Source organism: Pseudomonas sp. OST1909, assembly GCF_015277575.1.
Classification (GTDB): Bacteria; Pseudomonadota; Gammaproteobacteria; order Pseudomonadales; family Pseudomonadaceae; genus Aquipseudomonas; species Aquipseudomonas synxantha_A.
In genome coordinates this window covers 2,661,173-2,676,463 of record NZ_CP063780.1, presented here as the reverse complement: position 1 = coordinate 2,676,463, position 15,291 = coordinate 2,661,173, and the positions used below count along the sequence as shown (strand labels likewise).

Below are 15,291 nucleotides of genomic sequence, written 5' to 3'. Positions count from 1 at the left end.
ACGCGAATAGGTTCCTTCAACAGGCACTGCACTTGTTACGTTTCCTAAACAATCCTTGCCGCCTTGTGCCTGCTGAGCAATCGGGGGCAAGCCCCACATTGGCCTGATTTTTTCCTTGGGTTATTGCGCATACAAACTAATTGTCCATAATGGACAAATAAGTTTATTCAGAGGCATCCATGTCCAATACCCCCCTCATCATCGAGCAGGCACAGGCACGTACCTTGCTGGCTCAAATCGACGTGCCCGCTATCCTGCGCAAGCTGTTTCGCGAGCTCGCCGCCGGGCAGGCAGTGCAGCCGGCGCAGCAGTTCGTGGAGTTTCCCCAAGGCGCCGGAGATTTCATCAATTACCTGGGAGTGCTGGCAGAAGATGGCGTGTATGGCGTCAAGACCTCGCCCTACATCGTGCGTGAACAGGGCCCGCTGGTGACGGCGTGGACCCTGCTGATGTCGATGCACAGCGGCCAGCCGCTGCTGTTGTGCGATGCCGCTGAATTGACCACCGCACGCACGGCCGCCACCACCGCATTGGCAGTCGATGCGCTGGCGCCGCTGTCGGCGCAGCGCCTGGCGATTATCGGCAGCGGCAAGGTCGCCCAGGCACACCTGCGCTATGTGCAAAACCTGCGTGACTGGCAGCACATCCGTCTGTATTCCCCAAGCCTTGGCAGTGCCAGCGCCGAAACGCGCGCGCAACTCAACGCGCTGGACCCGCGCCTGAGCCTCGCCGCCAGCTGCGATGCCGCGCTGCAAGACGCCGATGTGATTCTGCTCTGCACCTCCTCGGCAGGCCCTGTGATCGACCCGATGCGCCTGAGCAAGCCCGCGCTGATCACCTCCATCAGCACCAACGCACCGCGTGCCCACGAAGTGCCTCCCGTGTGCCTCGAACAGATGCAGGTGTACTGCGATTATCGCCAGACCACCCCGGATGCGGCGGGCGAAATGCTGATTGCCAGCGAACAGCACGGCTGGGATAAACGTGCGGTGCTCGGCGACCTGCCCGAACTGCTCAGCGATATGGCGCAGCGCCCGGACCCTCAGCGCCATGTGTTTTTCCGCTCTATCGGCCTGGGCCTGGAAGATATTGCATTGGCCAATGCCCTGTACCAACGCCAGCGCTAATCAGGAGATTCACATGCACCACGCAGACTTCATCATCATCGGCGGCGGCATTGCCGGCGCGTCCACCGGCTTCTGGTTGTCGCAGCACGCCAAGGTGCTGGTGCTGGAGCGCGAAAACCATCCGGCCTATCACTCCACGGGGCGCTCGGCGGCGCTCTACACCGCTGCATACGGCACCCCGCAAGTGCGCGCGCTGACCCTGGCCAGCCGGGCGTTTTTCGACCAGCCGCCAGCAGGTTTCTGCGAACACCCACTGCTCACTCCGCGGGGCGAAATGACCGTCGATTTCACCGGCGACCCGGCCGAACTCGATAGTCAATACCTGAGCGCCAAAGCCACCGTGGCACAGGTGCAACGCTTGAGCGCCGACGAGGCCTGTAAACGCTTGCCGATCCTGCGCCGGGAAAAAGTCCACGGCGCAATCTATGACCCAACGGCGTGCGACATCGATACCGACGCCCTGCACCAGGGCTACCTGCGCGGCATCCGTCGCAACAATGGCCAAGTACGCACCGACAGCCATGTGCTGGGCTTGAGCCGCTTCGCCGATGGCCTGTGGCACGTGCGTACCCAAGATGCGACCTTCACCGCGCCGGTCATCATCAATGCTGCCGGCGCCTGGGCCGACCATATCGGCGGCCTGGCAGGCGCGGCCTCCATCGGTTTGCAACCCAAACGTCGCTCCGCATTTATCTTCGCCGGCCCGGACGGCGTCGATGCCCATGACTGGCCGATGCTGGTGGCCCTTGACGAAGCCTTCTACATGAAGCCCGACGCGGGCATGTTCCTCGGCTCGCCGGCCAACGCCGACCCGGTCCAGGCCCAGGACGTGCAACCCGAAGAGCTGGATATCGCCATGGGCATCTACCAGATCGAGGAAGCCACCACCCTGACCATCCGCCGCCCGACGCGCACCTGGGCCGGCCTGCGCAGTTTTGTGGCCGATGGGGATTTGCTCAGCGGTTTTGACCCACAGGTGCCGGGGCTGTTCTGGGTGGCGGCACAGGGCGGTTATGGCATCCAGACCTCACCGGCCATGGGCCAGGCCAGCGCTGCACTGGTGCGCGGCGAGCCGCTGCCCGAGCACCTCGTACAGTTCGGGCTGGACGCTGGTATGCTCTCCCCCGTCCGCCTGGAGCCCCTTTGATGAACACCGCTGAACACGACAACGTCATGCAGAACTTTCGTGCGATTGCCGACGCGATCGCCACGCTGTTCTTTCCCCATGCGGAGGTGGTGCTGCACGACCTGCGCACGCAAACCGTCGACTACATCGCCAACAATCTGTCCAAACGCAGCCTGGGTGACGACTCGTCGCTGGAGGACATGCTCGACGGTGACGTCAGCGAAGTGAATATCGGGCCTTATGAAAAGCTCAACTGGGACGGCCAGAAAATCCGCAGCCTGAGCACCGTGCTGCACGACCACAACGGTCGCCGGCTGGCCGTGCTGTGCATCAACCTGAATATCTCACTGCTGGAAAACGCCAAGGCCGCGCTGGATCTGTTCCTGTCGCCGAGCAAGCTGATCGCCCAGCCGGACGCGCTGTTTCGTGATGATTGGCAGGAGCGCATCAACACCTTTCTGCATGGCTGGCTGCGTGAGCGTCAGTTGAGCCTGAACCTGCTGACCCGCGACCACAAACGTGAACTGGTGTTGGCGTTACACGCCGAAGGCGCGTTCAAGGGCAAGAGCGCGTCCAACTATGTCGCCAACGTACTGGGCATGGGGCGGGCGACGGTCTACAAGCATTTGAAGGAACTCAAGGGTTGAGCCCTTTCTGAAGACAGCTCCCACATTGACCGCGTATTTCCCTGGATCAGTCGCCGTAAATATCGGCCTTGAAGTACTGCTGTGAAATCTTCTGGTACTCGCCACTGGCACGAATGCCGTCGATGGCCGCATTCAATTCGCTGACCAACTCGCCATTGCCCTTGCGCACCGCAATCCCCGCGCCCTCACCGACGTATTTCGGATCCTTGAGTTCCGGCCCCACAAACGTGTAACCCTGGCCGCGTGGCATCGAGAGGAAGTCACTCAAGGGGATGGTGTCGGCAAAAATCGCGTCCAGGCGCCCTGCGGCCAGGTCCATGTAGATTTCTTCGTTATTGCTGTAGCGCTTGACGTTGATGCCCTTGGGTTCGAACACCTCGGTAGCATAACGGTCGGTGGTGGTGGCGCGCTGTACGCCGACGTTCTTGCCCTTGAGGCTGGCGTACTGGTCATCCACCACCGCGCCGTCCTTCATCACCAGGCGTGAGGAGGTGAAGTAGTATTTGTGGGTGAAATCCACCGACTTCTTGCGGTCCTCGTTAATGGTCATGGACGACAGCGCCAGGTCGATTTTCTTGACCTTGAGGGACGGGATGAGACCGTCGAACTCACCTTCAACCCACACGCATTTGACCTTCATTTGCGCGCACAGGGCGTTGCCGATGTCGTAGTCGAAACCGACGATCTTGCCGTCGCCGGTCTTGGACGCAAACGGTGGATAAGCGGCCTCGATGCCGATGCGCAGGGTTTTCTCGGCGGCCAGCAGGTGGCTGGCTGCGAACAGGCTCAGGGCCAGGGCGGGAATAAGGTGGCGTTTCTTCATGATCGGGTTCTCGCGGGTTGTTGTAGGTTTGGCAAGAGTGAAGAAAAACGGACAGCAGCTTTTTTGTACTTATAATTCCATACTGGACTTTTATGCTCATCGCGTCAATTCAGAACAAACGCGTACGAAATGTGGGAGGGGGCTTGCTCCCGATAGCGGTGTTTCAGTCACATAGAGACTGACTGACACTCTGCTATCGGGGGCAAGCCCCCTCCCACACTTGGACTTACAGTGCTCGTGAGACCTTACTTCGACACCGGCATCGCAAACTCCGCACCCTGTTCAATACTCTCTGACCAACGCTGCATGATTGACTTCTGCTTGGTGTAGAAACGCACACCCTCAGTGCCGTAGGCATGCATGTCGCCAAACAGGCTCTTCTTCCAGCCGCCAAAACCATGCCAGGCCATCGGCACCGGAATCGGCACGTTGATGCCGACCATGCCCACTTCGATGCGCCGCGCAAATTCGCGGGCGATGTTGCCGTCGCGGGTGAAGCAACTGACGCCGTTGCCGAACTCATGGTCGTTGACCAGCTTCACCGCTTCGGCGAAATCGTTGACGCGCACGCAGGCCAGCACCGGGCCGAAGATTTCTTCGCGGTAGATGCTCATGTCTTGGGTCACGTGGTCGAACAGCGTGGCGCCAAGCCAGAAGCCGTTTTCCAGGCCAGGCTCGGTTGGCACGTAATCACGACCGTCGAGTAGCAATTGCGCGCCGGCCTGTACGCCTTGCTCGATATAGCCGCTGATGCGCTCCAGGGCGGCCCGCGAAACAATCGGGCCCATCTCGGCTTTCAAGTCACGGCCATCGGTGATGCGCAGCGTCTTGGCGCGCTCGCTCAAGGCGGCGATGACCTTATCCCCCACGTCCCCCACCAGCACCGCCACCGAGATGGCCATGCAGCGCTCGCCGGCGCTACCGTAGGCAGCGCCCATCAGTGCATCGACGGTGCGCTCGATATCGGCATCGGGCATCACCACCATGTGGTTTTTCGCTCCGCCCAGGCCTTGTACGCGCTTGCCGTTGCGGGCGCCGCTCTCATAGATGTACTGGGCAATCGGCGTGGAACCGACAAAGCTCACAGCCTTGACGTCCGGGTGTTCGATCAGCGCATCCACCGATTCCTTGTCTCCCTGCACCACGTTGAACACGCCTTTGGGCAAGCCCGCTTCACGCAGCAGCTCGGCCATGAACAACGAAGCGCTCGGGTCGGTGGGGCTTGGCTTGAGGATGAAGGTGTTGCCCGCCGCGATGGCGATCGGGTACATCCACATCGGCACCATCACCGGGAAGTTGAACGGCGTCACGCCGGCCACCACGCCCAGCGGCTGGCGCATGGTCCAGTTGTCCATGCCACGGGAGACTTGGTCGGAATGCTCGCCCTTGAGCAGGTTGGGAATGCCGCAGGCAAATTCGAGAATGTCGATGCCACGGTCGACTTCGCCCTGGGCGTCGGTGAAGACCTTACCGTGCTCGGCGACAATGATGCGCGCCAAGTCATCCTTGCGCTCACGCAGCAGGTGCAGGTATTCAAACAACACGCGGGCGCGGCGGATCGGCGGGGTGTCGGCCCAGCCGGAGAATGCAGCCTGGGCGGCAGCGACGGCTTCGCCTACGGTCTGGCGGCTGGCCAGGGCCACGCGCGCGGTGACGTCACCGGTGGCCGGGTTATAGACGTCCTGATAGCGATCATCGCGGCTCACGCGCTGGTCGTTGATGTAGTGCTCGATGGTCGTGGTCATGGCAATGGATCCCAGGTGGGTAGCGTTGGGACACACGATAGGCTTTCGATTTGTTCCAAACCAGAGCAGAATCTAGAACTTATTGTCCTTTTATACGAACAATACACTCATGGAAAAGGCTGAGATCGAAGGGCTGTGGACCCATATCCACTGGCTGTCGGTGCTGGAAGAACAAGGCACCTACACCGCCGCTGCGGCACGGTTGGGGGTGAGCAAATCGGCGGTCAGCCAGCGCATCTCCGATCTGGAGAAAGCCACCGGTACGCGCCTGGTGACCCGCACCACCCGCAGCGTGCGATTGACCGAAGCCGGGTTGTCTTTGACCCGCGAAGTGCGCAGTGCCTATGCGCAGATTGCCCGCAGCTTCTCGTCGGTGCGCGACTCCGCCGGCGAAATTCGCGGCCTGGTGCGCCTGACCGCCCCCGTGGCGTTTGCCCGGCAACAACTGGTGCCGCACCTTTCCGGCTTTTTGCAGCAGTACCCGCAAGTGCGCATCCAGCTAGACGTGTCCGACGCCTTGAGCTCACTGGCGGCCGAAGGCTACGACCTGGCGGTGCGCCACGGTTTCCAGGTGCCGGAGACGCATGTGGCGTGGAAGCTGTGCGATACCACCTCAGTGCTGGTGGCTACCCAGGACTACCTGCAACGCCACGGTGAACCGCGAACCCCGGCAGACCTGGGCGCCCACAACTGCCTTTACTACCCACGGGGCAGCGACCAGCCGGCCTGGACCTTCGAGCGCGGCAGCAAAAATATCGAGCGCACCACCGTGCCCATCGCCGGCAGCTTTTCCACCAACAACAGCGAGGCCTTGCGCGACGCGGCGCTCAATCACCTGGGCGTCGCCTTGCTGCCGGACTTCAGCGCGCATGCTGCCCTGGCCAGCGGCAAGTTAGTACAGGTGTTGAAGGGCTGGACGCTCAAGGGCGCGTTTGCCGATGAAATTTATCTGATTCGGCCCTACTCGCCCCATGTGCCCAGGTCCGTGACGGTGCTGGTGGGGTATTTGAAGGAAAAACTGTCGGGCGGGTTTCAATTCACTGGCGGCTGATGAAGGCTCGCTCCTACAGAGGACAGTGACCCAATCCTGTTGAATTCTTGCCTGATCCTCTGAACTTGAAGTCGATTGCATAGATAGCTGTTGCGCGGTGGTCTAGAGTTCGACGATGGGCGACGTACAGTCGCACCGTTCCTATAAGAATTTTGCAGCACCAACCGATGATCAGCAGGTGAGCCAGCCATGGAATTACGTATTAACCAAAAGGCCTATCAAGTCGAGGCCGAGGCAGACACGCCGTTGTTGTGGGTGATCCGCGACAACCTGGGCCTGACCGGCACCAAGTACGGCTGCGGCCTGGCCCAGTGCGGCGCCTGTTCGGTGCTGGTGGACGGCAATGTGGTGCGCTCGTGCGTGACGCCGGTAGCCGGGGTGGTCGGTCTCGAGATCACCACCATCGAAGCCATCGAGGCCGATGAAGTAGGCAAACGCGTGGTCTCGGCCTGGGTCGAGCATCAGGTGGCGCAGTGCGGCTACTGCCAGTCCGGGCAGGTGATGGCGGCCACCGCGCTGCTCAAGCACACCCCCGCTCCGTCGAAAGCGCAGATCGATGCGGCAATGGTCAACCTGTGCCGCTGCGGCACTTACAACGCCATCCATGCTGCCATGGATGGCTTGGCCGCCGGGAAGGAGACCGCCTGATGAATATGTCCGAGATTCTGCCCGGCGTTAAATTGGACGAGCCGATCAACCTGTCGCGTCGGCGCTTTCTCGCCAGTACCGCCGTAGGTGCGCTGGTCATCGGCTTTGGCTTGCCCCTGGGCTCGTCGCGGGTGCAGGCCGCCACCGGCGCTGCTGAACGCGGCACCCAAGTGCCGGCGTTCCTGGAAATTCGCCCGGACGGTAGCGTGCGCCTGCTCAGCCCCTTCATGGAAGGCGGCCAGGGCACCCATACCGCCATGGCACAGATCATCGGCGAAGAGTTGGATGCCGACCCCGCCACTTTTATCGTCGAAGCGGCCCCGCCGGGTGAAGCCTACGTGGTAATGGAAAACGGCCTGCGCATCACCGGCGGCAGCATGTCGGTGCGCATGAGCTACCCGACCATGCGCCGCCTCGGCGCCCTCGCCCGCGCCATGCTGATGCAGGCCGGCGCCGAGCAACTGCGCGTGCCGCTCAGCGAGCTGACCACCCAGCCTGGCCGCGTGGTACACGCCGCGTCCGGCCGCTCCGTGGGCTACGGTGAACTGGCCGGTCGTGCCCTCGATATGCCGGTGCCCGACCCCGCTACCATCACCCTGCGCGACCCTAGCCAGTTCCGTTGGATCGGCAAGCCGGTCAAACGCCTGGATGCCTATGACAAATCCACCGGCAAGGCGCTTTACACCATCGACCTTAAACTCGACAACATGCTCCACGCCGCCGTCCAGCACGCGCCGCGCCTGGGCATGAGCGTGGGCAGCCTGCGTAACCAGGCCCAGGTCGAGGCCATGCCGGGGGTGCATTCGGTTCATACCTTGCCAGGCGCCGTGGCGGTGGTGGCCGAACGCTGGTGGCACGCCAAGCGTGCGGTGGAGGCCATCCAGGTTGAATGGCAGGAAGCCGCTGCCGACTCGGCCGTACGGGCGATGCCGGCGGATTTTTCCAGCGACAAATACCGCGACTTCCTCGCCGCCCAACAGGGCCCGGCCCGCGATGACGAAAACCAGGGCGATGTGGCCGGCGCCCTGGCTGGCGCCAAGACTCGGGTCGAAGCCACCTACCATAACCAATACCTCAACCATGCCCAGCTGGAGCCGCCTTCAGCCTTGGCGCGCTTCAACCCCGACGGCACGCTTGAGGTGTGGCTGCCCAACCAGGCGCCGGACATGTTCCGCGCCGACATTGCCAAGCGCACCGGCCTCGCCACCGAGCAAATCACCCTGCACTCCCCGCTGCTGGGGGGCTTTTTTGGTCGGCATTTCCTGTATGACTCGGCTAATCCGTACCCGCAGGCTATCGCGCTGGCCAAGGCGGTCGGCCGCCCGATCAAGCTGATCTGGAGCCGTGAAGAAGAGTTCCTGCGCGATGTGTTGCGCCCGCTCGCCGTGGTGAAGTTTCGTGCCGCGCTGGACGACAAGGGCCTGCCGGTAGCCATCGAAGCGGTGAGTGCCACCGAAGGCCCTACCGAAGCCCTCAGTGGCAAACAGGGCGAGCAGATCGACCCCACCGCCCTGGAAGGCCTGTCGGGCAAGAGTTATGCAATCCCCAACAAGCGCATCGCGCAGATCTACGTCAAGGGCGCGCCCATGCTCGGCTACTGGCGTTCAGTGGGTAATTCCCTTAACGATTTTTTCTACGAATCATTCCTGGATGAGCTGGCGGACAAGGGCGGCCACGACCCGTATGAGTTGCGCCTGCACCTGCTGCGCGACAACCCGCGGCTGACCACCTTGCTGCAAGCGGTGGGTGAGCTGTCCGGTGGCTGGAAGCGTGGCCCCTACACCGCCGAAGACGGCACACGCCGTGCACGCGGGGTGGCCATGGCTTCGCCCTTTGGCTCTCACGCGGCGGTAGTCGCCGAAGTGTCGATAGAGAACGGCCAGGTCAAGGTCCACCATATCTGGGAGGCCATCGACCCGGGCAGCATCGTCAACCCGGCGATCATTCAAGCCCAGGTCAGCGGCGCGGTAGCCTTGGGGCTCTCGCAAACGTTGCTGGAGGAAGCGGTGTACGTGGACGGTATGCCACGGGCGCGTAACTACGACCTGTATCCGATCCTGCCGCCCTCACGTATGGCGCAGGTGCACGTGAAGATCGTCGAGAGCGGCGAAAAGATGGGAGGCATCGGTGAACCGCCATTGCCCGCCGTGGCACCGGCGGTGGTCAATGCGGTGGCACAGTTGACCGGCCAGCGCATCCGCAGCTTGCCGTTGAGCCGCCACACCTTCAGTTAACCCACAGGGAACGCCCATGAACAACCGCCGATTCGCAAGAACCGCAGGCTGGCTGGCGCTGCCCTGCCTGGTCGCCGCAGGCCTGCTGGCCTGGTACGTCACCCGCGAGCCCGCCTCGCCGTTTGAACAGCAACAGGCCACCAGTTTCGACCCTGCCTTGGTCAGTCGCGGCGAATACGTCGCGCGGGTGAGTGACTGCGTGGCTTGCCACAGCCTGGCCGGCAAGCAGCCTTTCGCCGGTGGCCTGGAAATGGCCACGCCTCTGGGGGCGATCCACGCCACCAACATCACCCCCGACCGCGAGCATGGCATCGGCACCTACAGCCTGGCCGACTTTGATCGCGCCGTACGCCAGGGTGTCGCACCGGGCGGCCGTCGGCTGTACCCGGCCATGCCCTACCCGTCTTACGTCAAGCTCAGCGACGACGATGTGAAGGCGCTGTATGCGTTTTTCATGAAGGGCGTGCAACCGGCCAACCAGCCGAACATCCCCAGCGATATTCCCTGGCCGCTCAACCTGCGCTGGCCCATCGCCCTGTGGAATGGCGTGTTTGCGCCCATTGCCACTTACGCCGCCAAGCCCGACCAGGACGCGCTGTGGAACCGTGGCGCCTACATTGTCCAGGGCCCCGGCCACTGCGGCAGTTGCCACACACCGCGTGGCCTGGCCTTCAACGAGAAAGCCCTGGACGAATCCGACGCGCCGTTCCTCTCCGGAGCGCTGCTTGATGGCTGGTACGCACCCAGCCTGCGCCAGGACCCCAACACCGGCCTGGGCCGCTGGAGCGAAGCGCAGATCGTGCAGTTCCTCAAGACTGGGCGCAATGCCCATGCTGTGGTCTACGGCTCGATGACCGAAGCCTTCAACAACTCCACGCAGTTCATGCAGGACGAGGACTTGGCTGCTATCGCCCGCTATCTCAAATCACTGCCCGGTGACCCGCAGCGTGATGGCAGCCCCTGGCAGTATCAGGCGGTGACAGCGAGCCAGGATGTGCCCGGCGCCCACACTTACGCGACCCGCTGCGCCTCCTGCCACGGCCTCGACGGCAAAGGCCAGCCCGAATGGATGCCGCCCCTGGCCGGCGCCACGTCGGCACTGGCCAAGGAAAGCGCCTCGGCGATCAACATCACCCTCAACGGCTCGCAGCGCGTGGTGGCGGCCGGAATGCCGGACGCCTACCGGATGCCGGCGTTTCGTGAGCAGCTGTCCGATCAGGAAATCGCCGACGTGCTGAGCTACGTGCGTGGCACCTGGGGCAACAACGGTGGCGCGGTCGATGCAAAAGCGGTGAGCAAATTGCGCGGGCATACAGACCCGGCGAGCAGCAGCCCGATCATCCTGCATATGCGCTGAGTGATGCATGAACTGTGGGAGGGGGCTTGCTCCCGATGGCGGTGGCTCAGTCACAGTTATATTGACTGACACACCTATATCGGCAGCAGGCCCCCTCTCACATTTGGCCCGGGGACCTCTACTTGCTTTCGTCCGCCTTGCCTTCCTGCATCTGCACCGAAGACTTGCTGCCGCTGGTGTTGTCTTTGGTGGTGTTATCGGAACTGTCAAAACAACCGTGCAGCATGAACACACTGCACAAGCCCAGGCACATATATAACTTCTTCATGAGATTCCCCTAGCGATGTTTGGGTGATGCATCAGCCTATGCTGTATCAGGCTGGCGCAACCGCCCATATGTTCAACGCGCAGCCTCAGCGACTGACGAGTGGCTTGCCATCAACTCGCTAGCATTTGCGCACAACTAATTTGAGCTACCCTTGATCCGTTAAAGCCTGCTATCCGGTGACCCCATGGACACATTGACCAAAGCGCAAATCCAGCGCGCGCTTGCGAGGCGGCTGTGCAACTGCCGTGTCTCCTGCACGATCAATCCGGATAACAGCCTGTCGGTGACGGTGCTCGCGCCCGATGCCAACCAGTTCACCATCGCCAACATCAACCGTGCCCAGTATCACGGCGAGCCAGGGATCAATCGGCTCGTTCGGGAAATCCTGGAAGACATGGTGGTTTCGCGACAATCGTCGCGCCTCTCCTCCGTGGAGTAAACGCAAAACACAACGAGGCTTGCCATGCACGAAGGTGCACCTATCACGGCGTTGTCGTTGATGCCGAGTCATCTGGATTGAACAATCACTGACCAGCGCTTGCCTCACAGGAACACGGCTGCATCCGCCGCCCTTCGCATGAGGTATTGCAACATGTCTTACGATTATCAAGGCCCCGCCAGCATCATCACGGCTTCGCGTCACCTCGGAACCCAAGCAGATGAACGCCTCAACGAACACGTTGACGTAAATCTGACAGGGAGTGGTAAACCAACCCTGGTTCGCCTGGACTTTGACACTCCACTGGAGTGGCCCGGCCATCCCAATTTCGTCATGGTGAACTTGCCAGACGGCACCTCTTTCGGCGGTGTAATCGCTGAAATAGAGCGGCCAGCTGACGGAGCTGGGTGGGTAAAATTTACCGTGGATGACTGACTTCCACAGCGCTGCCAGCCCCCCATCGAATTGCCCGACAAGTTCTTTGAATTTTTTTTGACGTCAATTATCTGTAGTTCATGAGCATAGGGAGGCCTCATGAAAACCAACGAGCTATTTACCATCAAGTATCAACTTCACGGCGAGCCGAGGTCCTTTATCGTGCGTACGGCACGCATGAACAATGCTGAAGCATGGCATTGGGCCAGTTGCGATGCCGGCGTGGCGGTCATTCCCAGGTTCGGTCAAAACAACCTCAAGCGCGTGTCCAAGCCGATGGCGGAAAAATACGGCATTACCGATGTGCGCTGGTGCGGGGCAGAAGAAATTCAGTGGGCGGAGGGTGTCACACAATGAACAGTCAGGTGCTGGATTACACAATCAGTCAAAGGTGGGATGAGGAGATTGCGCAGAACACCCAGATGTTTTTCGAAGCGGATCGACTGGATGCGCAGGCGTATAACATCATCGAACACTACAGCGGCGATGCAACGACCTGGGCGCGCTTCACGGAGGCGAAGAAGCTTGCGGATGCGCAGCGGACTGCGGCTTATCGAGAGTGGATGCGTATACGGCGGGCGATGAGAACGTAGGAGCGAGCTTGCTCGCGAAAAACGTCAACGATAATGCGTAAACCTGAAGGGACGTGGCGCTTGTGAGTCTTTCGCGAGCAAGCTCGCTCCTACAAAAAAGACACGCCCCGTCCGGGGCGTGTCAGTCAACAAAGCGTGGACTGGTTTGTCGCTATCGGGGGCATGGGTGTCTACACACCTTTGGTGTGACGCCGGACCTGTGGGAGGGGGCTTGCCCCCGATGGCGACCTGACAGTTGACCAGGATGTTGGATCAGACCGAGTACATATCCGTTATTTAGGTAACGGCTGCTATTGGTTCCGCTTTTACAGCGGGTCACTTTGAAAAGCGCAAAGTAACCAAACGCTCTTGCCCCACCACTCGGCACCTCGCTTAGGCTCGGTGTGCCCGTAATCCGCCATGGATTTGGGGGGCCGCCGCCACGCGCCATCCATGGCGCGGGGCGGCTAAACCGGCATCCCTGCCGGTTTACCCCCCAAATCCCTGTCGAATTCCGGCCAGCGTGGTTTAACGGGGCGCCTCAGATCAAAAGCAGATCAAGAGCAAGATCAAGAGCGGCTCGCTTCGCATCGTGGTTAGCGTCGGCAGTGGCTAAAAAAGTTGTGTAGATACCCATGGCTATCGGGGGCAAGCCCCCTTTCACATTTTAACGCTGCTTGAATCAGGGGGATGTGCCGATTCAAAGAATCGGCTTGCCCCCCGTCACGCCATAGCGCTCGCCAGAGATGTAACTGCCTTCATCCGACGCCAGCAACACATAGATGGGCGCCACTTCCACCGGTTGGCCTGGGCGGCCCAGTGGCGTGTTGCCACCGAAATCCTTCACCGACTCCTCGGGCATGGTCGACACGATCAACGGCGTCCAGATCGGCCCCGGCGCTACGCTGTTCACCCGAATTCCACGCTCGCCCAGCATCTGCGCAAGGCCGGCGGTGAAGTTGGCAATGGCACCCTTGGTGGCCGCATAGGGCAACAGAGTCGGGTTGGGCATATCGGAATTGACCGACGAGGTGTTGATGATCGAACTGCCTTGCGCCATATGCGGCAGCGCTGCCTTGCAGATGCGAAACATCGCCGTGATATTGACGTTGAAGGTTTTCACCCAATCCTCGTCGGGAATATCTTCCAGGGATTTATAGGTCATCTGGAACGCAGCGTTATTGACCAGCACATCGATACGACCGAACTTCTCGACGGTGTCATTGACGATCGCCCTACACTGCGCCGCATCGCCCAGGTCGCCGGGCAGCAACAGGCACTGGCGCCCTGCCGCTTCAACCCAGCGAGCGGTCTCCTTGGCGTCCTCATGCTCGTCCAGGTACGACACCGCGACGTCCGCGCCTTCGCGAGCAAAGGCAATCGCCACCGCACGCCCGATACCGCTGTCGGCGCCGGTGATCAACGCAATCTTGTTGGCCAGGCGCCCCGAGCCTTTGTAGCTTTGCTCACCGCAATCCGGCACCGGGTCCATCTTGCGCTGGTCGCCCGGAACGGGCTGCTGCTGGGGATTGAAGGGTGGTTTTGGGTAGTGGTTCATCGGATTCCCTCCTGTGTATGGATACTGTTGCGAGGGCGTGCCGAGCGCGATAGTTCAGAGCAATTTTCATAAAATCGGATAACCGTTGCCGACAGATTTCCCTTTTTGTTGTAGAAGCGAGCTTGCTCGCGAAAATCGTCAACGCTGACGCGTACTTTCTGAATGAACACGGCGCCTGAGAGTTTTTCACGAGCAAGCACGCGCCTACCGTTGCGTAATAAAAATGTGCTATCCCTATGCGCTAGGGACTCATACATGAACGTGAAGCCGGCACTCGCCACGTGGAAGAAAAAACCAGAACGCCCATGACTGAACACCGCCCCCCCACCGCCACAGAGTGGCTGATCCGCCAGGCCCAACCCGACGACGTACACGCCCTGGTTGAACTGGACGCCTACGCGGCTGCCCATGCCCACCGCCGCGTATTTATCCACGACGCCGTGGTTAACCAGCAATGCCTGGTGGCAGTCAGCGACCACGCGTGCGCCGGGTACCTGGTGCTCACCCACGACTTTTTCGATCACGGCTTTATTGCCCTTGTGGTGGTATCACCGACCTGCCAGCGCCAGGGTGTGGCCCTGCGCCTGCTGGCGGCGGCCGAGGCGGCCTGCAAGACGCCGAAGTTGTTCGCCTCCACCAACGCCTCCAATCGCGCGTCCCAGGCATTGATGACAAAGGCCGGATTCATACCCAGCGGGCAGATCGAGAACCTCGACGAAGACGACCCCGAGTGCGTGTACGTCAAATTCCTGCGCTGATCTGCATCAGGCCCAGGCGATCACCCACGCCGCCAGGTAAAGGCCCACACCAAACACGCCATGATTGATCAGGCTGCGCAGTCGGTTCTTGCCTGGCGTCGGCGTCCTGGACGATGCAAACCCGGCCCCCATGGCCGGCTGTATCACAAACAGCGGAACGGCCACTGTCACAACACCCCACGCCAGTGCAGGTACAAAGGTCGGCGCCAGCAACCAGGCATCGCCTTCAATCCACACCAGCACCCACGCGAACACCACTCCGGTGACGTAATGCGCGATCCAACCCAGGGCTACTTCACCTCGAACGGGAAGCGCTTGCCCAATGCTTGAATGCGCAAATCGCCCCCGGCACGCATGGCCGACCCAACGCCCAACGAACGCAAAATTCAGGGTCGGAACGCCAAGCACCTTCATCAGCAGCATCCACATATCCATCACCACGGTAGCCCCTGCCCCCAACAACACCACCTGTGCAACCCCTTCCAGCGCTGTCATACCTACCT

General features: G+C 61.3%; 17 protein-coding genes. 12 read left to right on the top strand and 5 right to left on the bottom strand.

Annotated elements, in window-relative coordinates; genetic code table 11:
• Window positions 1-179: 179 nt before the first annotated feature.
• The 3 genes from IH404_RS11840 to IH404_RS11830 are packed head-to-tail and all read left to right on the top strand — an operon-like array spanning window position 180 to window position 2,900.
• Window positions 180-1,127, top strand: a complete 948-nt coding sequence (locus IH404_RS11840; RefSeq protein WP_194440469.1) for an ornithine cyclodeaminase family protein — start codon at window positions 180-182, stop codon at window positions 1,125-1,127.
• Between the two features lie 13 nt (window positions 1,128-1,140).
• The gene (locus IH404_RS11835) at window positions 1,141-2,274 is read left to right on the top strand and encodes an FAD-binding oxidoreductase (protein WP_194440468.1); all 1,134 of its coding nucleotides are present in this window, start codon (window positions 1,141-1,143) and stop codon (window positions 2,272-2,274) included.
• Window positions 2,274-2,900 (top strand): PAS domain-containing protein, encoded by a 627-nt coding sequence (locus tag IH404_RS11830; protein ID WP_005787407.1) that lies wholly within the window; start codon window positions 2,274-2,276, stop codon window positions 2,898-2,900. The genes IH404_RS11835 and IH404_RS11830 overlap by 1 nt, the downstream gene beginning before the upstream one ends.
• A 46-nt stretch (window positions 2,901-2,946) precedes the next feature.
• Here IH404_RS11830 and IH404_RS11825 read toward each other — a convergent pair whose 3' ends face one another.
• Both IH404_RS11825 and IH404_RS11820 read right to left on the bottom strand, forming a co-directional pair.
• Entirely contained in the window at window positions 2,947-3,723 is a 777-nt protein-coding gene (locus tag IH404_RS11825) for an ABC transporter substrate-binding protein (protein ID WP_194440467.1), read from the bottom strand.
• A gap of 245 nt (window positions 3,724-3,968) precedes the next feature.
• Window positions 3,969-5,468, bottom strand: coding sequence for a CoA-acylating methylmalonate-semialdehyde dehydrogenase (locus tag IH404_RS11820; protein WP_194440466.1), 1,500 nt, complete (start codon window positions 5,466-5,468; stop codon window positions 3,969-3,971).
• A 109-nt stretch (window positions 5,469-5,577) separates the two neighbouring features.
• On the opposite strand from IH404_RS11820, the gene IH404_RS11815 reads away from it, so the two are divergent.
• From IH404_RS11815 to IH404_RS11800, 4 genes are all read left to right on the top strand, one after another.
• On the top strand, window positions 5,578-6,519 hold the full coding sequence (locus IH404_RS11815; protein WP_005787401.1) for a LysR family transcriptional regulator: 942 nt from the start codon (window positions 5,578-5,580) through the stop codon (window positions 6,517-6,519).
• Between the two features lie 189 nt (window positions 6,520-6,708).
• Window positions 6,709-7,167 carry a (2Fe-2S)-binding protein gene (locus tag IH404_RS11810; RefSeq protein ID WP_194440465.1) on the top strand — a complete coding sequence of 153 codons (459 nt, stop codon included), beginning with the start codon at window positions 6,709-6,711 and terminating at the stop codon, window positions 7,165-7,167.
• Window positions 7,167-9,401 carry a molybdopterin cofactor-binding domain-containing protein gene (locus IH404_RS11805; RefSeq protein WP_005787391.1) on the top strand — a complete coding sequence of 745 codons (2,235 nt, stop codon included), beginning with the start codon at window positions 7,167-7,169 and terminating at the stop codon, window positions 9,399-9,401. The genes IH404_RS11810 and IH404_RS11805 overlap by 1 nt, the downstream gene beginning before the upstream one ends.
• Window positions 9,402-9,417: 16 nt before the next feature.
• Window positions 9,418-10,758: a cytochrome c gene (locus IH404_RS11800; RefSeq protein WP_194440464.1), complete on the top strand. Its 1,341-nt coding sequence runs from the start codon at window positions 9,418-9,420 to the stop codon at window positions 10,756-10,758.
• 118 nt (window positions 10,759-10,876) lie between these two features.
• Here the strand turns inward: IH404_RS11800 and IH404_RS11795 are convergent, their stop codons facing one another.
• Complete coding sequence (locus IH404_RS11795; protein WP_005787387.1) at window positions 10,877-11,026, bottom strand: hypothetical protein; 150 nt, start codon at window positions 11,024-11,026, stop codon at window positions 10,877-10,879.
• A gap of 184 nt (window positions 11,027-11,210) precedes the next feature.
• On the opposite strand from IH404_RS11795, the gene IH404_RS11790 reads away from it, so the two are divergent.
• The 4 genes from IH404_RS11790 to IH404_RS11775 all read left to right on the top strand — a co-directional run bounded on the left by IH404_RS11790 (window position 11,211) and on the right by IH404_RS11775 (window position 12,493).
• On the top strand, window positions 11,211-11,465 hold the full coding sequence (locus IH404_RS11790) for a hypothetical protein (RefSeq protein WP_005787385.1): 255 nt from the start codon (window positions 11,211-11,213) through the stop codon (window positions 11,463-11,465).
• 153 nt (window positions 11,466-11,618) lie between these two features.
• Window positions 11,619-11,900: a hypothetical protein gene (locus tag IH404_RS11785; protein WP_005787384.1), complete on the top strand. Its 282-nt coding sequence runs from the start codon at window positions 11,619-11,621 to the stop codon at window positions 11,898-11,900.
• Window positions 11,901-11,999: 99 nt separating this feature from the next.
• Window positions 12,000-12,257, top strand: coding sequence for a DUF6555 family protein (locus IH404_RS11780; RefSeq protein WP_005787382.1), 258 nt, complete (start codon window positions 12,000-12,002; stop codon window positions 12,255-12,257).
• Window positions 12,254-12,493: a hypothetical protein gene (locus tag IH404_RS11775; protein WP_005787380.1), complete on the top strand. Its 240-nt coding sequence runs from the start codon at window positions 12,254-12,256 to the stop codon at window positions 12,491-12,493. The genes IH404_RS11780 and IH404_RS11775 overlap by 4 nt, the downstream gene beginning before the upstream one ends.
• Before the next feature lie 679 nt (window positions 12,494-13,172).
• On the opposite strand, the gene IH404_RS11770 is transcribed toward IH404_RS11775, so the two are convergent.
• Window positions 13,173-14,030, bottom strand: coding sequence for an SDR family oxidoreductase (locus tag IH404_RS11770; RefSeq protein WP_194440463.1), 858 nt, complete (start codon window positions 14,028-14,030; stop codon window positions 13,173-13,175).
• Between the two features lie 305 nt (window positions 14,031-14,335).
• Here IH404_RS11770 and IH404_RS11765 point away from each other — a divergent pair, with 305 nt between their 5' ends.
• The gene (locus IH404_RS11765; RefSeq protein ID WP_005787372.1) at window positions 14,336-14,788 is read left to right on the top strand and encodes a GNAT family N-acetyltransferase; all 453 of its coding nucleotides are present in this window, start codon (window positions 14,336-14,338) and stop codon (window positions 14,786-14,788) included.
• 6 nt (window positions 14,789-14,794) lie between these two features.
• Here IH404_RS11765 and IH404_RS11760 read toward each other — a convergent pair whose 3' ends face one another.
• Window positions 14,795-15,283, bottom strand: a complete 489-nt coding sequence (locus IH404_RS11760; RefSeq protein ID WP_078821008.1) for a DUF2938 domain-containing protein — start codon at window positions 15,281-15,283, stop codon at window positions 14,795-14,797.
• Between the last annotated feature and the right edge of the window lie 8 nt (window positions 15,284-15,291).